The sequence below is a fragment of the Streptomyces sp. RLA012 genome, from assembly GCF_056270325.1.
In genome coordinates, this window is sequence record NZ_JBWDPA010000002.1 from 8958822 (window position 1) to 8983221 (window position 24400).

The following is a 24400-nucleotide window of genomic DNA, read 5'->3' on the forward strand; positions in this document are numbered from 1 at the left end:
GGGCTGATCCGGTTCGTATACGGAAGTTCCGTCCGGTTAGGCTCATGACATGCATGCCTGGCCCGCTTCTGACGTCCCCGCCCTGCCTGGTGAGGGCCGCGACCTCCGGATCCACGACACCGCGACCGGCGGTCTCGTCACACTCGCCCCCGGTCCCGTCGCCCGTATCTACGTCTGCGGCATCACGCCGTACGACGCGACCCACATGGGTCACGCGGCGACCTACAACGCGTTCGACCTCGTTCAGCGCGTGTGGCTCGACACCAAGCGGCAGGTTCACTACGTCCAGAACGTGACCGACGTCGACGACCCGCTCCTGGAGCGGGCGGAGCGCGACGGCGTCGACTGGGTCGGACTCGCCGAGCAGGAGACCGCCCTCTTCCGGGAGGACATGACCGCCCTGCGGATGCTGCCGCCGCGGCACTACATAGGCGCCGTCGAGGCGATACCCGGCATCGTGCCGCTCGTCGAGCGGCTGCGGGACGCGGGCGCGGCGTACGAACTCGAAGGGGATGTGTACTTCTCCGTCGAGTCCGACCCCAACTTCGGCAAGGTGTCCAACCTGGACGCCGCCGCGATGCGCCTGCTGTCCGCCGAGCGGGGCGGTGACCCGGACCGTCCGGGCAAGAAGAACCCGCTCGACCCGATGCTCTGGCTGGCGGCCCGGGACGGTGAGCCCAGCTGGGACGGGGGCTCGCTCGGGCGCGGGCGGCCCGGCTGGCACATCGAGTGCGTCGCCATCGCCCTCGACCACCTCGGGATGGGCTTCGACGTCCAGGGCGGCGGCTCCGACCTCGCCTTCCCGCACCACGAGATGGGCGCCTCGCACGCCCAGGTGCTCACCGGCGAGTTCCCGATGGCCAAGGCGTACGTCCACGCCGGCATGGTCGCCCTCGACGGCGAGAAGATGTCGAAGTCCAAGGGCAACCTCGTCTTCGTCTCCGCGCTCCGCCGCGACGGCGTCGACCCGGCCGCCATCCGGCTCGCGCTCCTCGCGCACCACTACCGCGCCGACTGGGAGTGGACGGACACCGTCCTCGCGGAGGCGGTCGCGCGCCTGGAGAACTGGCGGGCGGCGGTGTCGCGGCCCGACGGCCCGCCCGCCGAGGCGCTCGTCGAGGAGATCCGCGCGGCCCTCACGAACGACCTGGACGCCCCGGCCGCGCTCGCCGCGGTCGACCGCTGGGCCGCGCTCCAGCACGGGACGGGCGGCACGGACGAGGGCGCCCCTGGCGTCGTCTCCCGCGCCGTGGACGCCCTCCTGGGCGTTGCCCTGTAGTACTTCCGTGGGTGTGAGTACTCCCATGTGTGGGGGTGCCGGGCGGTCGTACCGTCCGGCGCCCCCACGTCAGACCGTGCGGGCCGTCACGCGGTCACGATGACGGCCTGTACGGCGTCGCTGTTGGCGTCGTAGATGCCGATGACCTGCTGCCCGTGGGCGAAGGCCCGCTGGACCTCGTCGTGCGTCACCTGGTTGGGGTTCACCAGCGGGCGCCAGGCGTTGTCGATGAGCAGGTAGAGGATCGACGGCTGGCCCGGGAGCGGGGTGACCACGTCCCAGAAGTGCTGGGCGATCCCGCTCACCAGCGCCACCGTCTGCGCCTGCTGTTGCTGCTGCCCGCCGAGCTGCTGGAGCAGTTGCTGGAACGGCTGCTGCTGACCCATCTGCCGGAGCTGCTGCTGCAGATGCTGCGGAATCTGCTGCGGGCCGAACGGCTGTTGCATCGGCTGCCCGAAGTGCTGCTGCTGCCCGAACTGCTGGGGCGGCGCCGTGCTCGGTCCCTGCTGCCCCGACTGCCCCTGCTGGATGCCCTGTTGGTGCCCTTGCTGCTGACTCGTCTGCGGGGTGGTGCTCATACGGGTGCCACCTTCCGTGAATCATCGAATGCGTACGTCAGCCCGTGACCACCAGGCCGACGATCTCGTCGTCCGAGAACCAGACACGTACGTCGGCCCGCCCGCCCGCGAAGGCGGAGTGCACCGCCTGGCGGATCTCGGGGGACGGGTGGTTCAGGTTGCGCCAGGCACCGGCCACGAACAGCCGGAGCCTGGGCGGGAGTTCGCGCGGGTACGGCAGCAGCTCGTCCCAGTACCGCTCGGCCTGGCCCGAGCCGACCGCCTCCGGCAGCAGCCGGGTGACCGCCGCCCTGATGTCCGGCCGGTTGCCGATCCGCTGGGAGGCGGGCCGGCCCGGCGCGTCCTGCTGCGGGGACCCCGTGGCCCGCAGCACCGCGCGGGCACGCTCCGGGGACATCGGTTCCTGAGCCGCCGCCTTGAGCATGCCCTGCAGCGCGGCCAGAGCGCCGACCACCACCGGGGAGGCGGCGGAGGTCCCGGAGAACGTGTCCGTGTACCAGCCGATCTCCTCGGCCCCGCCCTGCAGGTCGCCGGGCCGGTCCCAGAAGCCGCCGGTCGTCGTGACCTCACGTCCCCAGCCCTGTGCGTCCACCCGCGCCCCGTAGTTGGAGAACGCGAGCCGCGAGCGGTCCGGGCCGTGGTCGCGGCCGTGGGTGCCGGGCGGCGGTGCGCCAGCACCGACCAGGACCGCGCCCGAGGACGGGTTGGCGGGGTTGAAGGGGTTGCGCCACCACGCGGGGAACTCGGCGGGGCGGCGCTCGTAGACCGCGTCGTCGAGCGACTCGGCGCCGTTGCCCGCGGCCGCCACCACGAGGACGCCCCTGGCGGTCGCGTACCGGACGGCCGCGAAGTCGTCCGGCCACCACTCGACCGCGATGTACCCCCGCTGGTCGTCGCGCTGTTCGAAGTCGAACCGCGGCCCTGGAGCGTGCAGTTCGACCAGGAGGATGTCACCGGGGCCCAGCCGCTCGGCCGCCGCGTGGATCGCGGCCGCCGTGCCGATGCCCTGGAAGGACGCGGCCGCGGTCACGGCCTCCGGCGCGATGCCGGTGATCCCGGACCCGCCCCGGTCGCCGCCGATCACCCCGATGACGGCGGTGCCGTGGTTGCGCCAGGCGAGGTCGGTCAGCGGCGTGCCGACGACGACTCCCGCGAGCTTCCCGGTCAGGTCCTCGTGCCCCAGCTGCCAGGCCCCCTCCACGTCGATCACCGTCACGCCCCGGCCCGTACCGCCCGGCCGCAGCCAGGCCCAGTACGCGTCGATGCCCTCCGGCGCCGGACACAGATAGCCCTGGCGGCTGGTGAAGTCCGGGGTGACGGGCGCCCCTTCCTTCTGCCGGTCGTCCTGCCGGTCGTCGTCCGTGCTCGCCGCGCCCTGCGTGGCTCGCCCCACCGAGGCGGGGAGGGCGCCGGGCTTCACGTACGCCGTGTCGATCCCCGGCAGCGCGGCGATCCGTGACCGCAGCTCCTGAAGGCGGCTCCCGCCGCCGCGCACCCGGTAGAAGAGCGCGAGGTCGGGCCCGCTTCCGGAGCTCGCCGCGGCGGACTGCCGCAGTCGTTCCTCGCTGCCGAACAGCGGCTCCAGGGCGAGCTGTTCGTCGCCGAGGAACATGGTGAGGGCCGATACGTCGGCACCCGCCGCCGAACGGACACCCTCGCCCCCGGCGCGCAGCCGGGCCTCGGGGCGTGCGACGACGATCAGCTGCTGCTCGGCTCCTCGATAGGTGAATCCCGCTCCGTCGGGCCCCGGCCCGGACATCCCCGGATCCTGCGTCGGCTGTACTTGATCGCTCATCGCACACCGCTCCCTTCGGTTCGGTCGCCGTGGGGCCGTCAACTCCCGTCCCCGGGCCGCGCCTTCGGGGCACAACCTGGCACGCCCACGACGACTCGTCCACCCCGTCTTCGTCAACTCGGTTTGAAAACAAGTTGAATGGGGAAACCTGTGCAATTCGGCTTGAAAGGACCTGTCCTGACACAGGGAAGGGGCGGTGCGCGCCAGGCGCACCGCCCCTTCCGCTGGAGTCGTGCCTTTTTCAGTCCTCCGAGGAGTCGTCCTCCTCGGGCTCCGCCTTCGGCGGTTTCGGCGGCTTCGTACGACCGCCGGGGTTGTCCCGCAGATACGAGGAGCTGTCACTGCCGTCCGCCGTCGCGTGGCCGCCCGGGGCGGGGCCCGCCGGACCGCCGCCGTCCCGCCGCCGTAGATACCGCTCGAACTCGCGCGCGATCGCCTCGCCCGACGCCTCCGGCAGCTCCGCGGTGTCCCGGGCCTCCTCCAGCGTCTGCACGTACTCGGCGACCTCACTGTCCTCGGCGGCCAGCTGGTCCACGCCCAGCTGCCAGGCCCGCGCGTCCTCGGGCAGCTCGCCCAGCGGAATGCGCAGGTCGATCAGGTCCTCCAGCCGGTTGAGGAGGGCCAGCGTCGCCTTCGGGTTCGGCGGCTGCGACACGTAGTGCGGTACGGCCGCCCACAGCGAGACCGCCGGTACGCCCGCGTGCGTGCACGCCTCCTGGAGGATGCCGACGATGCCCGTCGGACCCTCGTACTTCGTCTCTTCCAGATCCATGGTGCGGGCCAGGTCCGGATCGGACGTGACCCCGCTGACCGGCACCGGACGCGTGTGCGGGGTGTCGCCGAGCAATGCGCCCAGGATCACCACCAGTTCCACGCCCAGCTCGTGCGCGAAGCCGAGCAGCTCGTTGCAGAACGAGCGCCACCGCATCGACGGCTCGATCCCGCGGACCAGCACGAGGTCACGCGGCTTCTCGCCGCCGACCCGGACCACCGACAGGCGCGTGGTCGGCCAGGTGATCTTGCGTACCCCGCCGTCCAGCCACACCGTGGGGCGGTTCACCTGGAAGTCGTAGTAGTCCTCGGCGTCCAGCGCCGCGAACACCTCGCCCTTCCACTCCCTGTCGAGATGCGCGACCGCGGTGGAGGCGGCGTCGCCGGCGTCGTTCCAGCCCTCGAACGCGGCCACCATGACCGGGTCGATCAGCTCGGGAACCCCCTCGAGCTCGATCACCCAGCGCCTCCTTCCGACGTGCCCCTTTACGTACGCCCCAACCTTACGGCGTGCCGAGGGGGCCTCCGCAGCCCCCTTGCACGGGGGAGTGAACGGATCACTGCCCCGTTCGTCACCTCGAAACACCCGGCAGTCATCCGAGCTGTTCCCCGCCAACCCCACCGAGAGCCCCGGACCATGCCCGGAGACCGTGTCATACATCGGACGACCATGAGAGGTCCGATGTCCAGCGAGCGGTACGGGACACACGCGTGAGCGAACCGGGGCACCGCGCGAGCGGTGAGGGGTCGGTGCGGCGGGGCTGACCAGCGCCTTTCACTCACTCGTGTGGCGGTAGGGCGAATCGGCGACGGGCGGTGGACCGCTGCGGAACCCTTCCTGGGGTGAACGGAGTCGCTCCAAGGTTCCGCGTACGGCGCACCGGGATCGTCGATCTGTTCCTGTACCTGTTCCTGTACCTGTTCCTGTACCCGTTCCTGTACTTGTACCTGTTCCTGGTTCTGTACGGCCTCGGCACCGCAGGAGCACTCCTGGTCGCACCGCACCCGGAGGTGCTGTCGAGCCGTCCCGCGGAGTACCGGGCGGCGCGGACACCCCGGCCGCACGACGCTGGAGTCCGGTGGTCGCGGTGCGCCCTGGCGATCACCCCGCCGGCCGCGGCCGCCGTCGCTCCCGAGGTCTCCGCCGACCTCGTGCTCGGTCGGCTCACCGACGGCGGAACACCGGCGGCGGCCGGAGTGATCGCTGACAGGAATCGCGGCCGCGGGCTGCTGTCGGCCAGTGCCATGGGTACGGACGGCGTGCCCGCGGACCCCGTTCGTCCTGCCGCCCGGCTCCGGACATCAGTTCACGAGTTCACGGGGGCCGGTTCACAGGGTCGAGCGCAGCCACTGCTCCACGCTCGCGATGTGCACGGTCGCCCAGGAGCGGGCCGCCTCCGCGTCGCGGTCGCGCAGCGCGGACAGGATCGCCCGGTGCTCGTGCAGGGTGCGGCTGACCGCGTCCTCCTGGGTCAGACCGCGCCAGATGCGGGCCCTGGTGGTGGGCCCGGACAGACCGTCCAGCAGCGAGCACAGGACCGAGTTCCCGGAGGTCTGCACGATACCCCGGTGGAACTCCAGGTCACAGGCGACGAGTTCCTCCACCGAGGGAGCGGCGCCCAGCGCGTCCAACTGGGAGGCCAGCGCGTCCAGTTGTTGTTCGCTGATCCTCGACGCGGCCATCGCCGTCGCCGCGGGCTCCAGGATCCGGCGTACCGCCAGGAATTCGAGCACGGTGTCGTCGCGGTGGAAGTCGACGACGAAACTCAGCGCCTCCAGCAGGAGCTGGGGATCCAGGCTGGTGACGTATGTGCCGTCGCCCTGCCGTACGTCCAGGATCCGGATCAGGGAGAGGGCGCGCACCGCCTCCCGCAGGGAGTTGCGGGACAGCCCGAGGTCGGCGGCGAGTTCGCTCTCCTTGGGCAGCCGGTCGCCGGGGCGCAGCGTGCCGGAGACGATCATGCCCTTGATCTTCTCGATCGCCTCATCGGTGACTGCCATGGCGGACCTCCCTGTTCACTCCGGATGCCGATGAGACATCCGATGTCTTAGCCCATTATGTGGGGTCACCAGGGTGAACGGGCAATGTCGAGGCACTCCTGCGCCGACGGGCCGTCGACCGGCCGCTCGACACCGGTACCCCTTGGCGGATGTTCTCCGGATGGTCGGCGAGCCCCCGGTCGGCCGGGGCCCAGCGGACGTCCAGCGGCCCGGGGTCCTGCAGCCTGCGCAGCCTGGCCTCGGCCGCCCACTGCTCCCGTACCGCCTCGGCGAGGGCGTCGGCGGTCCGTCGGCGTACGTCGGCGTACGTCGGCGGACCGCCGTGGCGCGTCCGCGCCGTCGCGCAGCGCGTCCGCGAGGAACGCGGCCACCGACACCACGGCGGCGATCACGGAGACGAGCACACCCGCGGTGTTCTCGTCGTGCGCGTCGTGCACCACGGCCACGAGTGCCACGAGCGCCGCCGCGCACACGCCGAAGACCGCGCGCCGCCGCGTGCGCGCACTCCGCCACCAGCCGCCCATCGTGCCCGATCCCCCAGGTCCGATTGGTCCTGTCTTGTGCCGTTCGCCGTTGTATCCGGCATCCGTAGTGCGAGCGGCCGAACGCGGTACGGAGGCAGGGGGCGCGCGAGGCATTCGGGGGGCTGACGGGTGCTCTGCCATGGCGGCGCACGCAGAGGGGCGGCTCCCCCCGTGGGAGCCGCCCCTCAAGCCGATCGGACCATCTGCCCGGAATCCGGTTCCGGGGTCCGGTCACTTCTTGTCGAGCAGGTCCTGCACCTTGCCCCGGACCTCGTCCGTGGCCAGGCCGCGGATCGTCAGCGTCGTACGGCGGCGCAGTACGTCGTCCACCGTCTCGGCCCACTCGTGGTCGCGGGCCCACACGACCTGTGCCCAGATCTCCGGGGCGTCCGGGTGGACGCGCTTGCCGAGCTCCGGGTTCTCGTTCGCCAGCCGCGCGATGTCGAAGGCCAGCGAACCGTAGTGCGTCGCCAGGTGCTTGGCGGTGTCGGCGCCCATGCGCGGGCCGGGCGCCGGGCCGTCGACGAGCAGGCGGTGGGCGACCGCGCGCGGGTTGGCGACACCCGGCAGCGGCAGCTTCTTCGGCAGTTCGGAGATCGGCTCGAAGTCCTCGCCCAGCGGGTGGCCCGGCAGCGACTCCAGCTTCTTCATGACCGTACGGCCGATGTGCCGGAAGGTGGTCCACTTGCCGCCCGCGACGGACAGCATCCCGCCGCGGCCCTCCGTGACGACCGTCTCGCGCTTGGCCTTCGAGGTGTCGCCGGGGCCGCCGGGCAGCACCCGCAGACCGGCGAAGGAGTACGTGATCAGATCACGCGAGAGCTGCTGGTCGCGGATGGAGAACGCGGCCTCGTCCAGGATCTGGGCTATGTCCTTCTCGTTGACCGCGACGTCCGCCGGGTCGCCCTCGTACGCCTCGTCGGTGGTGCCGAGCAGCAGCATGTCCTCCCAGGGGAGGGCGAAGGTGATGCGGTACTTGTCGATCGGGGTGGCGAGCGCGGCCTTCCAGGGGGAGGTGCGCTTGAGGACCAGGTGCGCGCCCTTGGAGAGGCGGATGGAGGGCGCCGCGTTCGGGTCCTCCATCTTGCGCAGGTGGTCGACCCAGGGACCGGTGGCATTGAGGACGAGATGCGCGTTGACGCCGAACTCCGCGCCGTTCGTGGCGTCCCTGAGGTCCGCGCCGGTGACCCGGCCCCTGGTGAAGCGCAGGCCGGTCACCTCGGCGTGGTTGAGCACGACGGCGCCCGACTCGACGGCCGCGCGGACCGTCATCAGCGCCATCCGCGCGTCGTTCATCTGGTCGTCGCCGTACACGGCCACGGCCTTGAGGTTCTCGGTGCGCAGCTCCGGCACGTCCTGCTGTGCCTTGGCCGGCGACAGCAGGTGGCCGACGCCGTCGCCGAACGCCGACAGCGCGGAGTAGGCGAAGACGCCCGCCCCGAGCTTCGCCGCGCCGTGCGGCCCGCCCTTGTACACGGGGAGGTAGAACGTGAGCGGGTTCGCCAGGTGGGGGGCCACCTGGCGGGAGACCGCACGGCGCTCGAAGTGGTTCTCCGCCACCAGCTTCACCGCGCCGGTCTGCAGATAGCGCAGACCGCCGTGGAGCAGCTTGGAGGAGGCGGAGGAGGTGGCGCCGGCGAAGTCGCCGGCGTCGACCAGAGCCACCCGCAGACCGGACTGCGCGGCGTGCCAGGCGGTGGAGATGCCCAGGATGCCGCCGCCGATCACGAGAAGGTCGTACGTCGCCTTGGAGAGCTGCTCCCGGGTCTCGGCGCGGCTCGGGTTGGAGCCGGAGGCCGGGTGCGTACCGAGGGCAGGCACGGTCTGCAGGGTGGACTGACTGGTCATTGCGGGTTCTTACTCCTCGTCAGTTCTCGTCTTCGAGCCAGCCCATGGTCCGGTCCACGGCCTTGAGCCAGCTCTTGTACTCACGGTCGCGGGTCTCCGCGTCCATGTTGGGGGTCCATTCCGCGGCCCGGCGCCAGTTGGCGCGCAGGTCTTCGGTGTTGGTCCAGAAGCCGACGGCGAGACCGGCGGCGTAGGCGGCGCCGAGGCAGGTGGTCTCGGCGACCATCGGGCGCACCACGGGGGCGTCCAGGACGTTGGCCAGGGTCTGCATCAGCAGGTTGTTGGAGGTCATGCCGCCGTCGACCTTGAGCGCGGTCAGCTCGACGCCGGAGTCCTTCGTCATGGCGTCGCTGACGTCACGGGTCTGCCAGGCGGTGGCCTCCAGGACGGCGCGCGCGATGTGCGCCTTGGTGACGTACCGGGTGAGACCGGCGATCACACCGCGGGCGTCGGGACGCCAGTACGGGGCGAACAGACCGGAGAAGGCCGGCACGAAGTAGGCGCCGCCGTTGTCCTCGACGGAGGACGCGAGGGTCTCGATCTCGGCGGCGGACTTGATCAGGCCCATCTGGTCGCGCATCCACTGCACCAGCGAACCGGTGACGGCGATGGAGCCTTCGAGGGCGTAGACCGGAGCCTGGTCGCCGATGCGGTAGCCGACCGTGGTGAGCAGGCCCGAGTACGAGTTGATGATCTTGCTGCCGGTGTTCATCAGCATGAACGTGCCGGTGCCGTACGTGGACTTGGCCTCGCCCTCGGAGAAGCAGGTCTGGCCGAACAGGGCCGCCTGCTGGTCGCCGAGCGCGGAGGCGACCGGGATGCCGCCGAGCAGCTCGCCGAGCGGGCCGCCGGTGACCTCGCCGTAGACCTCGGCGGAGGAGCGGATTTCCGGCAGCATCGCCAGCGGGACGCCGATGGACTCGGCGATCTTCTCGTCCCACGCCAGGGTGTGCAGGTTCATCAGCATGGTGCGGGAGGCGTTGGTGACGTCGGTGACGTGGTGACCGCCGTCGACACCGCCCGTCAGGTTCCAGATGACCCAGCTGTCCATGGTGCCGAAGAGGATGTCGCCGGCCTCGGCGCGCTCGCGCAGGCCCTCGACGTTGTCGAGCAGCCAGCGGGCCTTGGGGCCGGCGAAGTACGACGCGAGCGGCAGGCCGGTCTCGCGGCGGAAGCGGTCCTGGCCGACGTTGCGGCCGAGCTCCCTGCAGAGCGCGTCGGTGCGGGTGTCCTGCCAGACGATGGCGTTGTGGACCGGCTCGCCGGTGTTCCTGTCCCACAGCACGGTGGTCTCGCGCTGGTTGGTGATGCCGATGGCCTTGATGTCGTCGCGGGTGATGCCGGCCTTCTCGATGGCCCCGGCGACGACTTCCTGGACGTTGGTCCAGATCTCGGTGGCGTTGTGCTCGACCCAGCCCGGCTTCGGGAAGATCTGCTCGTGCTCCTTCTGGTCGACGGAGACGATGCGTCCGTCGCGGTCGAAGACGATGCAGCGGCTGGACGTGGTGCCCTGGTCGATGGCGGCAATGAACGGCCCTTGGCCGTGGGAAGCGATGCCGGCGGTGTGTGCGTCGGTCACGGTGTGCTCCTGAAGGTTCCGTATGAAAGAGGCTGGCTCACGGCGTGTTGCTCACGGCCTGACGGCGTATTGCTTACGGCTCGGAAAACCTTGCGGTGCAAGGAGGTCCGAGGCCCGGGGGTCTCGGAGGACCCGGGGGCTCTAAGCAAAAGCGACGTTGTAGAGGCCTGCGGCGATCGCGCCGCCGATCAGCGGGCCGACGACCGGAACCCAGGCGTAGCTCCAGTCGGAGCCGCCCTTGTTCGGCAGGGGGAGCAGCGCGTGCACGATACGCGGACCGAGGTCACGGGCCGGGTTGATCGCGTAGCCGGTGGGGCCACCGAGGGAGAGACCGATGGCGACGACCACGAGGGCCGTGATCAGGGCGCCCAGCGGGCCCAGGCCGTTGCCCTTGTCGTTCAGACCCTGGGTGAGGATCGCGAGTACCAGCACGATGGTGGCGATGATCTCCGTGGCGAGGTTCTGCACCGCGTTACGGACCTCGGGACCGGTCGAGAAGATGCCGAGCACGGGGCCCGCGCCCTTCTCCTCCGCCTCGACGGACTTGGCACCGGCGGTCTCCGCGTCACAGGCTCCGATGATCTCGGGGTCGGTGAGGTGCGCGTGGAACTGCCCGTAGTACACGACCCACACCAGCGTGGCACCGATCATGGCGCCCAGCAGCTGGCCGCCCCAGTAGACCGGCAGGTTGTCCCAGCCGCCGTCCTTGATGGTCAGCGCCAGCGTCACGGCCGGGTTCAGGTGGGCGCCGGACAGCGGCGCGGAGGTGTACACCGCCGTGAGGACCGCGAAACCCCACCCGAAGGCGATGGCGAGCCAGCCGGCGTTTCTGGCCTTGGAGGCCTTCAGCGTGACGGCGGCGCAGACGCCGCCGCCGAGCAGGATGAGTATGGCGGTACCTATGGTCTCGCCGATGAAGATGTCGGAGCTGGACACCCGCGACTCCTTTGTCCTTCGTCCAGGGGAAGCCGAACCCCGGGTCCCTCCGGTGGTTCGCGCCCTCGGGGGTGAGGGCGATGACGGCCCATGGCGTTGTCACACTCTAACTCGTATTGCCGGTAGGTGTTCGACAATGCCGACCGATGGACGGGAGTCTTGCTCTGGTGTTACCAGCTCGTCAAGGGTTCTGTTATCGAAAACTCGATCGTTATTGATTGCTGTGTGCTATCGATCTTGAGGTGGGCGTCCCGACGCCCGTACACGTGAACGGGCGTGCCGCGCGCACGCGCGAAAAGGCCGGCACGTCGGTGACGTACCGGCCTGTCGTCGTACGGGGGTGCAGCGCGTCGCGCGGGGCTCAGAACCGCCCGGCGCCCAGGTCCCGCGACACCGCGCGGGCGCAGTCGCGGACCGCCGCGATCAGTTCGGGGCGCAGCTCCCCGTCCGTGCAGACCCGCTCCACGGCCCCCGTGATGCCCACCGCGCCGACCGGCATCCGCCGCCGGTTGTGGATGGGTGCGGCGACCGAGGCGACGCCCGTCCAGGTCTCCTCGACATCGGCCGCGTACCCGCGCGCGCGGGTCAGGTCGAGCACCCCCTCGAACTGCTCCAGTTCGACCGTCGTACGGGGGGTGAACGTCTTGCGCTCGGCCTCCAGGACCTCGCTGTGCGCCACCGGGTCGTAGGACGACAGGACCTTGCCCAGGGCCGTGGAGTGCAGTGGCTGCATGGCCCCCACCTCCAGCACCTGACGGCTGTCGTCGGGCCGGAACACGTGGTGCACGATCAGCACGCCGTGCTGGTGCAGGACGCCCAGATAGACGCTCTCGCCGCTGGAGCGGGCCAGGTCGTCGGTCCACACCAGGGCCCGTGCGCGCAGCTCGTGCACGTCGAGATAGGTGGTGCCGAGCCGCAGCAGTTCGGCGCCCAGCTGGTAGCGCCCGGAGACGGCGTCCTGCTCGACGAAGCCTTCCTGCTGGAGCGTGCGCAATATGCCGTGGGCCGTGCCCTTGGCCAGGCCCAGCGAGGAGGCGATGTCGGACAGGCCGAGCTGCCGCTCGCCGCCCGCGAGCAGCCGCAGCATCGCGGCCGCCCGTTCGAGCGACTGGATGTTCCGTGCCATCGCCGTACTGCCTCCGTCCCCTTCGACCGCCGGGGCGCGAGTCCGCTAGTCCCGTTCGGCAATGTCGAACACTACCGTTCGTTGCCGAGCTCCCGCTAATGGATGCTCGCAACATGTTCGGTCTGTCTTAACACCCTCGATACGGGCGTCACGCCAGTCCGTCCTGTGGATGCCACTGACCCTGTGACGCTGCTCCGGGCTACCCTGACGGCGTGCGCCTTCCATGGGAAGCGCAAAGCCGACAGCCGTCGCACTCCAGGGAGCACCTTCATGGCTTCGTTGCCGAACCCGTCCCTTCCGTCCGAGCTCGCCGAGAACCGGACCCGTATCGCCGCACTCCGCGAGGCGCTCGCCGAGCGTGTCGTGGTCGCCGACGGCGCGATGGGGACGATGCTGCAGGCGCAGGACCCGACGCTGGAGGACTTCGAGAACCTCGAAGGCTGCAACGAGATCCTCAACGTGACCCGCCCCGACATCGTCCGCTCCGTCCATGAGGCCTACTTCGCGGTGGGCGTGGACTGTGTGGAGACGAACACCTTCGGCGCCAACCACTCGGCGCTCGGCGAGTACGACATTCCCGAGCGCGTGTACGAGCTGTCCGAGGCCGGGGCGCGCATCGCCCGCGAGGTGGCGGACGAGTTCACCGCGTCCACCGGACAGCAGCGCTGGGTGCTCGGCTCCATGGGCCCCGGCACCAAGCTGCCGACGCTGGGCCACGCCCCGTACACCAGCCTCCGCGACGCCTACCAGCAGAACGCCGAGGGCATGATCGCCGGCGGTGCCGACGCGCTGATCGTGGAGACCACCCAGGACCTCCTTCAGACGAAGGCCGCGGTCCTCGGCGCCCGCCGCGCGATGGACGCCACCGGCCTGGTCCTGCCGCTCGTCGTCTCGGTGACCGTGGAGACCACCGGCACCATGCTGCTCGGCTCCGAGATCGGCGCCGCGCTGACCGCGCTGGAACCGCTGGGCATCGACATGATCGGCCTGAACTGCGCCACCGGCCCGGCCGAGATGAGCGAGCACCTGCGCTATCTGGCCCGTCACTCCCGCGTCCCGCTGTCCTGCATGCCGAACGCCGGTCTGCCGGTGCTGGGGAGGGACGGCGCCCACTACCCGCTGACGGCGCCCGAGCTGGCGGAAGCCCAGGAGACCTTCGTACGCGAATACGGCCTCTCCCTGATCGGCGGCTGCTGCGGTACGACCCCCGAGCACCTGCGCCAGACCGTCGAGCGGGTGCGCGGGATGGCACCGACCCGGCGGAGCCCCCAGCCGGAGCCCGGCGCCGCCTCGCTGTACCAGACCGTCCCGTTCCGCCAGGACACCGCGTACATGGCGATCGGTGAGCGCACCAACGCCAACGGTTCGAAGAAGTTCCGCGAGGCCATGCTGGAGGCCCGCTGGGACGACTGTGTGGAGATGGCCCGCGACCAGATCCGCGAGGGCGCGCACATGCTCGACCTGTGCGTCGACTACGTCGGCCGGGACGGCGTCGCGGACATGGAGGAGCTCGCCGGACGCTTCGCCACCGCCTCCACGCTGCCCATCGTCCTGGACTCCACCGAGGTCGACGTCCTGCGCGCCGGCCTGGAGAAGCTCGGCGGCCGGGCCGTCATCAACTCCGTCAACTACGAGGACGGCGACGGCCCCGAGTCGCGCTTCGCGAAGGTCACCAAGCTGGCGCAGGAGCACGGCGCCGCGCTGATCGCGCTGACCATCGACGAGGAGGGCCAGGCCCGTACCGTCGAGACCAAGGTCGCCATCGCCGAGCGGCTCATCGAGGACCTGACGACGAACTGGGGCATCCACGAGTCCGACATCCTCATCGACACCCTGACCTTCACCATCTGCACCGGCCAGGAGGAGTCCCGCAAGGACGGCATCGCCACCATCGAGGCGATCCGCGAGCTCAAGCGCCGCCGCCCGGACGTGCAGACCACGCTGGGCCTGTCGAACATCTCCTTCGGCCTCAACCCGGCCGCCCGCATCCTGCTCAACTCGGTCTTCCTCGACGAGTGCGTCAAGGCGGGCCTGGACTCGGCGATCGTGCACGCGAGCAAGATCCTTCCCATCGCCCGCTTCAGCGAGGAGGAGGTGAGCACCGCCCTCGACCTGATCCACGACCGTCGTGCCGAGGGCTACGACCCGCTCCAGAAGCTGATGGCGCTGTTCGAGGGCGCCACCACCAAGTCCCTCAGGGCCGGCAAGGCCGAGGAACTGGCCGCGCTGCCCCTGGACGAGCGTCTCAAGCGGCGCATCATCGACGGCGAGAAGAACGGCCTGGAAGCCGACCTCACCGAGGCCCTCCAGACCCGTCCCGCCCTCGACATCGTCAACGAGACACTGCTCGACGGCATGAAGGTGGTCGGCGAACTGTTCGGCTCCGGCCAGATGCAGCTGCCGTTCGTGCTCCAGTCCGCCGAGGTCATGAAGACCGCGGTGGCCCACCTCGAACCGCACATGGAGAAGTCGGACGCCGAGGGCAAGGGCACCATCGTGCTGGCCACCGTGCGCGGCGACGTGCACGACATCGGCAAGAACCTCGTCGACATCATCCTGTCCAACAACGGCTACAACGTCGTCAACCTCGGCATCAAGCAGCCCGTCTCGGCGATCCTGGAAGCCGCCGAGGAGCACCGGGCCGACGTCATCGGCATGTCGGGCCTGCTGGTCAAGTCCACGGTGATCATGAAGGAGAACCTGGAGGAGCTCAACCAGCGCGGGCTGTCCGCCGACTACCCGGTCATCCTCGGCGGCGCGGCCCTGACCCGGGCCTACGTCGAGCAGGACCTGTACGAGATCTACCAGGGCGAGGTGCGCTACGCCCGCGACGCGTTCGAGGGCCTGCGCCTGATGGACGCCCTGATCGGGGTCAAGCGGGGAGTGCCGGGGGCCGTGCTGCCGGAGCTGAAGCAGCGCCGGGTGCGGGCCGCCGCCCAGACCGTCGTGGAGGAGCACCCGGAGGAGGGCCACGTCCGCTCCGACGTCGCCGTCGACAACCCCGTGCCCACCCCGCCGTTCTGGGGCACCCGCGTCATCAAGGGCATCCAGCTCAAGGAGTACGCCTCCTGGCTCGACGAAGGCGCGCTGTTCAAGGGCCAGTGGGGCCTGAAGCAGGCCAGGGCGGGCGACGGACCGACGTACGAGGAACTCGTCGAGACCGAGGGCCGGCCCCGGCTGCGTGGGCTGCTGGACCGACTGCAGACCGACAACCTGCTCGAAGCGGCCGTCGTCTACGGCTACTTCCCCTGTGTCTCCAAGGACGACGACCTGATCCTCCTGGACGAGGAGGGCAACGAGCGCACCCGCTTCACCTTCCCGCGCCAGCGCCGCGGACGGAGGCTGTGTCTGGCCGACTTCTTCCGGCCCGAGGAATCCGGCGAGACGGATGTCGTCGGCCTCCAGGTCGTCACCGTCGGCTCCCGGATCGGCGAGGAGACCGCCAAGCTCTTCGAGTCGAACTCCTACCGCGACTACCTCGAACTGCACGGCCTGTCCGTGCAGTTGGCCGAGGCGCTGGCCGAGTACTGGCACGCGCGCGTACGTGCGGAACTCGGCTTCGGCGGTGAGGACCCGGCGGTCGTCGAGGACATGTTCGACCTGAAGTACCGCGGCGCACGCTTCTCGCTCGGCTACGGTGCCTGTCCCGACCTGGAGGACCGGGCCAAGATCGCCGAGCTGCTGGAGCCCGAGCGCATCGGCGTCCAGCTCTCCGAGGAGTTCCAGCTGCACCCCGAGCAGTCCACGGACGCGATCGTGATCCACCACCCGGAAGCCAAGTATTTCAACGCGAGGTGACGGGGTCTCCCCTCCGGAGGTGACGGGGTCTCCCCTTCGGAGACATTGCCCTCAGGCACAACAGGCACTTCACCTGACGCCGTCGTACACTGGACGGTCCACAGCAGGCCGGTTCCCCCAGCGGGAACCGGCCTGCTCGTCCCTCAAGGAGGTGCGCCAGGATGACCACCACGGTCCCCGCGCTCGGTACCCGTACGGCCGAAGGCTCCGCACTGCAGGCCGTGCTCCTGGACATGGACGGCACTCTGGTGGACACCGAGGGCTTCTGGTGGGACGTCGAGGTCGAGGTCTTCAAGGCTCTCGGGCACATCCTCGACGACTCCTGGCGCCATGTGGTCGTCGGCGGGCCCATGACCCGCAGCGCCGGCTTCCTGATCGAGGCCACCGGGGCCGACATCACCCTCGCCGAGCTCACGGTGCTGCTCAACGACGGTTTCGAGGACCGGATCGACCGGGCGCTGCCGCTGATGCCCGGTGCGGCCAGGCTCCTCGCGGAGCTCGCCGCGCACGAGATCCCCACCGCCCTGGTCTCCGCCTCGCACCGGCGCATCATCGACCGTGTCCTGGCCTCTCTGGGCCCCCAGTACTTCGCGCTGACCGTCGCGGGCGACGAGGTGGAGCGGACGAAGCCGTTCCCCGACCCGTATCTGCTCGCGGCGGCGGGGCTCGGTGCCGTTCCGGACAGGTGCGCCGTCATCGAGGACACCGCCACGGGCGTCGCGGCGGCCGAGGCCGCGGGCTGCCGGGTGGTCGCCGTACCCTCGGTCGCGCCGATCGCCGCCGCGACCCGGCGCACGGTCGTGACCTCTCTCGAAGAGGTCGACCTGCCCTTTCTCCGTGGCCTGATGACGGAAATGCGCTAGGCGTTGACCCAGCGTGCATCGCCGAATGTGTGGTTAACCGCGGTGTATCCGCAGGTAAGCCCCCGGACCTGCAGCGGGTTATTCACAATCCGTGGCCGGATGGCCGAATTCCGGTACTCTCCCGTCGAATTGAGGGTGTGACTTTCGCCACTTCGAGGGGGGTCGACATTCGGCCGCTCCTGTGTCTGCGCCCCTCATTCGGGGGTGGCCGGTGTGTCCTTGTGTCCCGATTGGTGGAAGGCTGCACGAATCCTTCCGCTGTCGGGTTATCGGTGCGTCCGCGCCCGGTTTCGCAGCGTGATGGGAACTCAACTACGGTCTCTGCGGGCCGTCCTGGTGGTGCGGACTAATGTCGTCGCGAGAACCTCGCCATAACTCCCGTGCCTCGCTGGCACCACCCCTGCTTGGCGGGTACACGGACACGACAGCTCTGGAGAAACTCGAGCATGAACCGCAAGACTTTGGTGCTGCCGGCCGTTGTCGGCTTGCTCGCCCCGGTGCTCGCCGCGTGTGGCGGTTCCGACAGCGGGGGCAGCAGCGGCGACGCGATCGTCGTGGGCACCACGGACCGGTTCACCGCATCGAAGGATGCCCCGGCTCCTCTCGACCCGGCATACGCGTACGACGTCGGCACCTGGAACATTCTGCGCCAGACCGTGCAGACGTTGATGACCCAGCCCCGCGGTGACGGTGATCCCCAGCCCGAGGCCGCCGAGAGCTGTCGTTTCACCGACTCCGGCAACGAGCGTTATGTCTGCCAGCTGCGCGACGGCCTGAAGTTCGCGAGCGGTGACCCGATCACCGCCAAGGACGTGAAGTTCTCGATCGACCGTGCGATGGCGCTCAAGGCCGACAGCGGCGTGTTCGCGCTGCTGTCCACCATCGACACCGTCGAGACGCAGGGCGACCGCGAGGTGATCTTCCACCTCAAGAGCGCGGACGCCACCTTCCCCTTCAAGCTGTCGACCCCGGTCGCCGGCATCGTGAACCCCAAGGACTACGAGAAGGGCAAGCTGCGCGACGGGTTCGAGGTCGACGGCTCCGGCCCGTTCACCCTCCAGGCCGACGTCAAGAACGACGAGGCCGTCGAGATCACCTTCACCAAGAACCCGAACTACAAGGGTCTGCTGAAGCCGAAGGCGAACAAGGTCTCGATGCGCTCCTTCGAGAGCGCCGACGCCATGGGCACCGCGCTCCAGAAGGGCGACATCGACCTGATGGCCCGCGCGATGACGCCGACTCAGATCACGAAGCTGGGCGCGGCCGGTGCGAACAGTGACATCGACCTGGTCGAGATGCCCGGTCTGGAGATCCGCTACCTCGGCTTCAACACCGATGACCCGACGGTGAAGAACAAGGCCGTCCGCCAGGCCATGGCCGAGGTGATCGACCGCGGCGGCCTCGTCTCCAAGGTGTACGGCTCCCAGGCCGATCCGCTGTACTCCATGGTCCCGGCCACCATCACGGGCCACTCCAACTCGTTCTTCAACAAGTACGGCGACCCGAGTGTCGCCAAGGCCAAGGCGACGCTGAACGCGGCCAACATCACCACCCCGATCAAGCTCACCCTGCACTACACGACCGACCACTACGGCACGGTCACCAAGCAGGAGTTCGAGGAGCTGAAGAGGCAGCTGAACGCCAGTGGCCTGTTCCAGGTGGACATCAAGGGCACGCCCTGGGCGACCTTCCGCCCGGCCGAGCAGAAGGGCACGTACGCGGTCTACGGCATGGGTTGGTTCCCCGACTTCCCCGACGCCGACAACTACCTCGCGCCGTTCCTCGACAAGGACAACACCCTCGGCTCCCCGTACGTGAACACGGAGATCCGCACCAAGCTGATCCCGGACTCCCGTCGCGAGGCCGACCGCCTCACCGCGTCGAAGAGCCTCACCAACATCCAGGACAAGGTGGCCGACGACGTACCGCTCCTGCCCCTGTGGCAGGGCAAGCAGTACATCGCCACGCGGGACGACATCACGGGTTCCGAGTGGGCGCTCAACTCCTCCTCGACCCTCCAGCTGTGGGAGCTCGGCCGCGGCGTGAGCGGCTGACCCCTTCTTCTCGGCCGCCGGGTCCGCGGACCCGGCGCCTGAGGCGAGGCAGGGCGGCAGAAGACACGACGCCGCCCGCGAGGTACGGCGCCCGCGAGACGCGGCGCTCCTGAGAAACAATGACAAGGCACGTGCACGTGAACATGCGCAACCAGTGGCCAGTTCTGTCCGTCGTGACGGGGCTGGCCGCCGGTCTGCTCGCCGGATGCGGCTCGGAAACGGGCGACACCGGCAGCACCGGCTCCTCCCTGGTGATGGGGATGTCCGACGACGTCCTGGCCACCGACCCGGCATCCGGCTACGACCCAGGATCCTGGCTCCTCTTCAACAACGTCTTCCAGTCGCTGCTGAGCTTCCCCGACGGCGGCACGGAGCCGGAGCCCGAAGCCGCCAAGGAGTGCGCGTTCGCGGACACCGCGACCAGGGTCTACAAGTGCACGCTCAAGGACGGCCTGAAGTTCAGCAACGGTGACGCGCTCACCTCGAAGGACGTCAAGTTCTCCTTCGACCGTATGCTGAAGATCAACAACCCCGCCGGTCCGGCCGTCATGTTCCCCATGCTCGACACGGTGCGGACCCCGGACGCGAAGACGGTCGTCTTCCGGCTCAAGCACGCCGACGCCACCTTCCCCAGCAAGATCGCCTCCGGCGCCGGCTCGATCGTGGACCACCGGCAGTACGCGGCGAACGGACTGCGCACGGACAACCAGGCGGTCGGCTCCGGCCCCTACAAGCTCGACTCCTTCAGCGACGACCGGGCCGTCTTCTCGGTCAACGGGAGCTACCGGGGCACCGGCCAGGTGAAGAACTCCGGCATCACGCTGAAGTTCTTCCACGGCGACCAGGCCGCCCTGAAGAACGCGCTGCTGAGCAACCAGATCGACATCGCCTACCGGGGCCTCGCCGCCGACGACATCGCGGACATCAGCAACGACACCTCCACCGGCAAGGGCGTCAACGTCGTCGAGGGCACCAGCGCCGAAGTGCAGCACCTGGTCTTCAACATGGACCACCCGGTCACCGGCAAGCTCGGCGTGCGCAAGGCCATCGCCTACCTGCTCGACCGGGAGGCCCTGGTCAGCAAGGTCTACGAGAACACGGCGACACCCCTCTACTCGATCGTCCCGGCCGGGATCACCGGCCACAACACGGCCTTCTTCGACGCCTACGGCGCCCGCCCCTCGAAGGCGAAGGCCGCCGCCGCGCTCCGGGACGCGGGCATCACCGGCAAGGTCAGGCTGACGCTCTGGTCGACCCCGTCGCGCTACGGACCCGCCACCGACCAGGAGTTCAAGGCGATCGCGGGACAGCTCAACGCCAGCGGGCTGTTCGACGCGACGGTGAAGTCCGTCGCGTACGAGCAGTACGAGAAGGGCATCGCCCAGGGCAAGTACGGCGTGTACGTGAAGGGCTGGGTGCCCGACTACCCGGACCCCGACAACTTCACCGCCCCCTTCTTCGGCAAGGGCAACGTGCTGAGCAACAACTACGCGAACAGCGCGATCACCGGCTCACTCATCCCGAGGACGACCGCCCAGAGCAACCGCGCCTCGACCGACACCGAGTACGGCAGGATCCAGGACATCGTGGCCGAGGACCTTCCGGTCCTCCCGATCTGGCAGGCCAAGCAGTACGCGATCGTGCGGGACAACGTCTACGGCCTCGAGAACTGCCTCGACGCCTCGACCGTGTTCCGCTTCTGGGAGATCAGCAAGGGCTGACACCGGCGGTACCAACACCGAGGGCGCTCCTTCCTGGAACTGGAAGGAGCGCCCTCGGTGTTCTCGCGGTCGGCCCGCCGCCGGAGCTACTGCGCGCCGGGACGCACCAGCCCGCTCTCGTACGCGTACACCGCGGCCTGGACCCGGTCGCGCAGCCCCAGCTTGGTGAGGACGTGGCCCACATGTGTCTTCACGGTGGTCTCGCTGACGAACAGGTCGGCCGCGATCTCCGCGTTCGACAGACCGCGCGCCACCAGCTTCAGCACCTCGACCTCGCGCTCGGTCAGGGTGTGCAGGGTGTCGGGCACGGGCTCGTCGCCGGACGGCAGATGGCCCGCGTACTTGTCCAGCAGCCGACGCGTGATGCTCGGCGCGAGCATCGCCTCGCCGGCGGCGACCACACGGATCGCCTGCACCAGCTCATTGGCCGGCGCGTCCTTGAGGAGGAAGCCGCTGGCCCCGGCGCGCAGCGCCTCCACCACATACTCGTCGAGGTCGAAGGTCGTCAGGACCAGCACCTTGGCCGGTCCGTCCCGCCCGGGCCCGGTGATCTGCCGGGTCGCCTCCACCCCGTCCATCCTCGGCATACGGATGTCCATCAGAACCACATCGGGCTGCAGGGCACGTACCTGATCGAGTGCCTGGAGACCGTCACCGGCCTCGCCGACGACCGCGATGTCCTGCTCCGCCTCCAGAATCATCCGGAAGCCGGTGCGCAGCAGCGGCTGGTCGTCGACCAGTAGGACGCGGATGGCCACGTAAGTCTCCTTCGCTAGTCCGGCCCCATTCTGCCCTGCTCGGTCGGGCTCGACTCGGGCGCCCCGACCGGCAGCGGATACGGCGGGGGAGTACCACCGAATTCCGGACACACGGCCTGGTGGTCGCACCAGCCGCAGAGCTTGGTGGGCCGCGGTCGCCACTCGCCCGTCTCGGTGGCCTGCCGGATCGCCTCCCACAGGGCGAGCAGCTTGCGCTCGACCCGCTCCAGGTCCGCGACCACGGGGTCGTACGTCAGCACGTCGCCGCTGCCGAGATAGACGAGCTGGAGCCGGCGCGGAACCACCTGCTTCAGCCGCCACACCACCAGGGCGTAGAACTTCATCTGGAACAGCGCGCCCTCGGCGTACTCGGGCCGCGGCGCCTTGCCCGTCTTGTAGTCGACGATCCGGACCTCGCCCGTCGGGGCCACGTCGACGCGGTCGATGATGCCGCGCAGCTTCAGCCCGGAGTCGAGCTGGGCCTCGACGAACAGCTCGCGCTCGGCGGGTTCCAGCCGCGTCGGGTCCTCAAGGCTGAACCAGCGCTCCACCAGCCGCTCCGCCTCGCCGAGCCAGCGCGTCAGCCGCTCGCCCTCGGGGTCGTCGGCGAACAGCTCCACGACCTCCGGCCGGGTCTCGCGCAGTCGGTCCCACTGACCCGGGATGAGCGACTTGGCGCGCGGAGCCGTCCGCTCCGTCGCCGGGGCGTCGAAGAGCCGCTCCAGCACCGCGTGCACCAGCGTGCCCCGGGTGGCCGCCTCGCTCGGCTTCTCGGGGAGCTTGTCGATCACCCGGAACCGGTAGAGCAACGGACACTGCATGAAGTCACTGGCACGCGAGGGCGACAGCGAGGCCGGCGGCAGGGCCGTGCGGGCCGTGACGGCTTCGGTGGGCTCGGGCGGTACGGCGCCCCCGGTGCTGGTTTCCATGACCACAGACCTTACGGCCCGCCACTGACAGTGAGTGCACGGCCGTTGCTGGTGCGTGCTTGTGCGACGGAGTGGAAAACAGAGGGGGTGCCGGGGCGGAACGCGTCGCGACGGCCGCATACCATCGACCCATACCCTCCTGCTTCGCATGATCGGGAGCGGGAGACGCTTCGAACGAGGGGACATCGTGGACGAGAGCGGCGGGAGCGGGCAGCCGCGGTCCGGCACCGACGAAGCGACCGAGCGCCACGGGGAGCAGCGGGCTCCCTCGGCCCCGGCTGCGGACGCCACGCGCCCCGGCCCGGAGCGACCCGAGCCCCCCTCCGGGCCGACGCCGCCCACCCACCCCGGCGGTTCCGGACCCGTCCCCACCCCCGCTCCCGACGCGGCGGACGTCAGCCCTTCGAGCGAGGCGGAGACACACGCCAACGCTGCCGCTCCCTCGGACGAGACCCCCGACGCTCCCTCGAACCCCGACCAGGCCCACCACCATCCTTCTCCCGAGCCCGAGCCCGAGCCCGAGCCCGAGCCCGAGCCCGAGCCCGAGCCCGGTGCTGGAGCCGAGTCTGCGTCCGAGGGCGACACCGCCGCGCATCACCGTGCCCTCGCCCACTCCGGGAGCGGTACCGGTGCCGGTACCGGCAAGGGGCGGCCCCCGCGGCGCGGCCGGGAGCCCGGTGGCGGGCTGCTGATGGGGCGGCCGTTCGGCGTGCCCGTGTACGTGGCGCCCAGCTGGTTCCTCGTGGCCGCGCTGATCACCTGGGTGTTCGGCGGCCAGCTCGACCGCGTACTCCCCGAACTCGGCGCCCTGCGCTATCTCGTCTCCCTCTTCTTCGCGGTCGCCTTCTACGCCTCCGTCCTCGTCCACGAGCTGGCCCACACGGTCGCCGCCCTGCGCTTCAAGCTGCCGGTACGCCGGATCCAGCTGCAGTTCTTCGGCGGGGTCTCGGAGATCGAGAAGGAGGCCGAGACCCCGGGCCGCGAGTTCGTGCTGTCCTTCGTCGGACCACTGCTCTCCCTCGTCCTCTCGGGCCTCTTCTATCTCGCCCTGCAGGCCGTCGAACCCGGCACGGTCCCCGGCGTGCTGCTCGCCGGCCTGATGATCTCCAACCTGATCGTGGCCGCCTTCAACCTGCTCCCCGGCCTCCCCCTGGACGGCGGCCGGATGCTCCGCGCCGTCGTCTGGAAGATCACCGGCAAGCCCATGAGCGGCACGATCGCCGCCGCCTGGGTCGGCCGCGCCCTGGCCGTCTCCGTACTGATCGGACTGCCCCTGCTCACCCAGTCCGGGGCGCTCGGCGACACCCAGGACAACATGGGCGGCATGGACACGGTCACGGACGCGCTGCTCGCCGCGATCCTCGCCGCGATCATCTGGACCGGCGCCGGCAACAGCCTCCGCATGGCCCGGCTGCGCGAACACCTGCCCGAGCTGCGCGCCCGCTCGCTCACCCGGCGCGCGGTCCCGGTCGAGACCAACACCCCGCTCTCGGAGGCGCTGCGCCGCGCCAACGACGCCGGCGCCCGCGCCCTGGTCGTGGTCGACGCCCACGGCGAACCGCTCTCCCTCGTCCGCGAGGCCGCCATCGTCGGCGTACCGGAGCACCGCCGCCCCTGGGTCGCCGTCAGTGGCCTCGCCCAGGACCTCACCGACGGTATGCGCGTGTCCGCCGAACTCGCCGGCGAGGCCCTCCTGGACGCCCTGCGTGCCACCCCGGCGACCGAGTACCTGGTGGTCGAGGACTCGGGCGAGATCTACGGAGTCCTGTCCGCCGCGGACGTCGAGCGAGCCTTCGTGAAGGCCATGGCCCGCCCCTCCTGAGCGAATCCGTCGAGCCCC

17 protein-coding genes are annotated in these 24400 nt (G+C 70.0%); 6 read left to right on the forward strand and 11 right to left on the reverse strand.

Going from position 1 to position 24400, the window contains the following annotated elements; translation table 11 throughout:
- The first annotated feature begins 49 nt into the window (after positions 1-49).
- Positions 50-1279 (forward strand): cysteine--1-D-myo-inosityl 2-amino-2-deoxy-alpha-D-glucopyranoside ligase, encoded by a 1230-nt coding sequence (gene mshC, locus RV986_RS40970; protein ID WP_475922237.1) that lies wholly within the window; start codon positions 50-52, stop codon positions 1277-1279.
- Between the two features lie 86 nt (positions 1280-1365).
- On the opposite strand, the gene RV986_RS40975 is transcribed toward mshC, so the two are convergent.
- From RV986_RS40975 to RV986_RS41015, 9 genes are all read right to left on the reverse strand, one after another.
- Positions 1366-1857, reverse strand: coding sequence for a hypothetical protein (locus RV986_RS40975; RefSeq protein ID WP_475922238.1), 492 nt, complete (start codon positions 1855-1857; stop codon positions 1366-1368).
- 37 nt (positions 1858-1894) lie between these two features.
- Positions 1895-3652: a S8 family peptidase gene (locus RV986_RS40980; protein ID WP_475922239.1), complete on the reverse strand. Its 1758-nt coding sequence runs from the start codon at positions 3650-3652 to the stop codon at positions 1895-1897.
- 241 nt (positions 3653-3893) lie between these two features.
- Positions 3894-4883, reverse strand: coding sequence for a PAC2 family protein (locus RV986_RS40985; protein ID WP_475922240.1), 990 nt, complete (start codon positions 4881-4883; stop codon positions 3894-3896).
- Positions 4884-5752: 869 nt separating this feature from the next.
- On the reverse strand, positions 5753-6424 hold the full coding sequence (locus tag RV986_RS40990) for a FadR/GntR family transcriptional regulator (RefSeq protein WP_475922241.1): 672 nt from the start codon (positions 6422-6424) through the stop codon (positions 5753-5755).
- Positions 6425-6489: 65 nt separating this feature from the next.
- Positions 6490-6948: a hypothetical protein gene (locus RV986_RS40995; RefSeq protein ID WP_475922242.1), complete on the reverse strand. Its 459-nt coding sequence runs from the start codon at positions 6946-6948 to the stop codon at positions 6490-6492.
- Between the two features lie 231 nt (positions 6949-7179).
- The gene (locus tag RV986_RS41000; RefSeq protein ID WP_475922243.1) at positions 7180-8796 is read right to left on the reverse strand and encodes a glycerol-3-phosphate dehydrogenase/oxidase; all 1617 of its coding nucleotides are present in this window, start codon (positions 8794-8796) and stop codon (positions 7180-7182) included.
- A 19-nt stretch (positions 8797-8815) separates the two neighbouring features.
- The gene (gene glpK, locus RV986_RS41005) at positions 8816-10375 is read right to left on the reverse strand and encodes a glycerol kinase GlpK (protein ID WP_475922244.1); all 1560 of its coding nucleotides are present in this window, start codon (positions 10373-10375) and stop codon (positions 8816-8818) included.
- A 141-nt stretch (positions 10376-10516) separates the two neighbouring features.
- On the reverse strand, positions 10517-11311 hold the full coding sequence (locus RV986_RS41010; protein WP_475922245.1) for an MIP/aquaporin family protein: 795 nt from the start codon (positions 11309-11311) through the stop codon (positions 10517-10519).
- Positions 11312-11672: 361 nt separating this feature from the next.
- Positions 11673-12437 carry an IclR family transcriptional regulator gene (locus RV986_RS41015; RefSeq protein WP_475922246.1) on the reverse strand — a complete coding sequence of 255 codons (765 nt, stop codon included), beginning with the start codon at positions 12435-12437 and terminating at the stop codon, positions 11673-11675.
- 270 nt (positions 12438-12707) lie between these two features.
- On the opposite strand from RV986_RS41015, the gene metH reads away from it, so the two are divergent.
- The 4 genes from metH to RV986_RS41035 all read left to right on the forward strand — a co-directional run bounded on the left by metH (position 12708) and on the right by RV986_RS41035 (position 20873).
- Positions 12708-16235, forward strand: coding sequence for a methionine synthase (metH, locus tag RV986_RS41020; protein WP_475922247.1), 3528 nt, complete (start codon positions 12708-12710; stop codon positions 16233-16235).
- 161 nt (positions 16236-16396) lie between these two features.
- The gene (locus RV986_RS41025; RefSeq protein WP_475922248.1) at positions 16397-17098 is read left to right on the forward strand and encodes an HAD family hydrolase; all 702 of its coding nucleotides are present in this window, start codon (positions 16397-16399) and stop codon (positions 17096-17098) included.
- A gap of 446 nt (positions 17099-17544) precedes the next feature.
- Positions 17545-19152 (forward strand): ABC transporter substrate-binding protein, encoded by a 1608-nt coding sequence (locus RV986_RS41030; protein WP_475922249.1) that lies wholly within the window; start codon positions 17545-17547, stop codon positions 19150-19152.
- A gap of 137 nt (positions 19153-19289) precedes the next feature.
- A complete protein-coding gene (locus tag RV986_RS41035) occupies positions 19290-20873 on the forward strand; it encodes an ABC transporter substrate-binding protein (protein WP_475922250.1) in 1584 nt (527 codons plus the stop codon).
- An 86-nt stretch (positions 20874-20959) separates the two neighbouring features.
- Here RV986_RS41035 and RV986_RS41040 read toward each other — a convergent pair whose 3' ends face one another.
- Positions 20960-21631 (reverse strand): response regulator, encoded by a 672-nt coding sequence (locus tag RV986_RS41040; RefSeq protein ID WP_016639462.1) that lies wholly within the window; start codon positions 21629-21631, stop codon positions 20960-20962.
- Positions 21632-21645: 14 nt separating this feature from the next.
- Positions 21646-22560 carry a RecB family exonuclease gene (locus RV986_RS41045; protein ID WP_475922251.1) on the reverse strand — a complete coding sequence of 305 codons (915 nt, stop codon included), beginning with the start codon at positions 22558-22560 and terminating at the stop codon, positions 21646-21648.
- Between the two features lie 187 nt (positions 22561-22747).
- On the opposite strand from RV986_RS41045, the gene RV986_RS41050 reads away from it, so the two are divergent.
- The gene (locus tag RV986_RS41050; protein ID WP_475924616.1) at positions 22748-24382 is read left to right on the forward strand and encodes a site-2 protease family protein; all 1635 of its coding nucleotides are present in this window, start codon (positions 22748-22750) and stop codon (positions 24380-24382) included.
- Positions 24383-24400 lie beyond the last annotated feature (18 nt).

What these genes read in the sequence shown, in the direction of transcription:
- metH (WP_475922247.1), top strand. Translation starts at nt 12,708, where the DNA reads ATGGCTTCGTTGCCGAACCCGTCCCTTCCGTCCGAGCTCGCCGAGAAC.
- RV986_RS41045 (WP_475922251.1), bottom strand. Translation starts at nt 22,560, where the DNA reads ATGGAAACCAGCACCGGGGGCGCCGTACCGCCCGAGCCCACCGAAGCC.
- RV986_RS41015 (WP_475922246.1), bottom strand. Translation starts at nt 12,437, where the DNA reads ATGGCACGGAACATCCAGTCGCTCGAACGGGCGGCCGCGATGCTGCGG.
- RV986_RS40980 (WP_475922239.1), bottom strand. Translation starts at nt 3,652, where the DNA reads ATGAGCGATCAAGTACAGCCGACGCAGGATCCGGGGATGTCCGGGCCG.
- RV986_RS41030 (WP_475922249.1), top strand. Translation starts at nt 17,545, where the DNA reads ATGAACCGCAAGACTTTGGTGCTGCCGGCCGTTGTCGGCTTGCTCGCC.
- RV986_RS41025 (WP_475922248.1), top strand. Translation starts at nt 16,397, where the DNA reads ATGACCACCACGGTCCCCGCGCTCGGTACCCGTACGGCCGAAGGCTCC.
- RV986_RS40995 (WP_475922242.1), bottom strand. Translation starts at nt 6,948, where the DNA reads ATGGGCGGCTGGTGGCGGAGTGCGCGCACGCGGCGGCGCGCGGTCTTC.
- RV986_RS40990 (WP_475922241.1), bottom strand. Translation starts at nt 6,424, where the DNA reads ATGGCAGTCACCGATGAGGCGATCGAGAAGATCAAGGGCATGATCGTC.
- mshC (WP_475922237.1), top strand. Translation starts at nt 50, where the DNA reads ATGCATGCCTGGCCCGCTTCTGACGTCCCCGCCCTGCCTGGTGAGGGC.
- RV986_RS40975 (WP_475922238.1), bottom strand. Translation starts at nt 1,857, where the DNA reads ATGAGCACCACCCCGCAGACGAGTCAGCAGCAAGGGCACCAACAGGGC.
- RV986_RS41000 (WP_475922243.1), bottom strand. Translation starts at nt 8,796, where the DNA reads ATGACCAGTCAGTCCACCCTGCAGACCGTGCCTGCCCTCGGTACGCAC.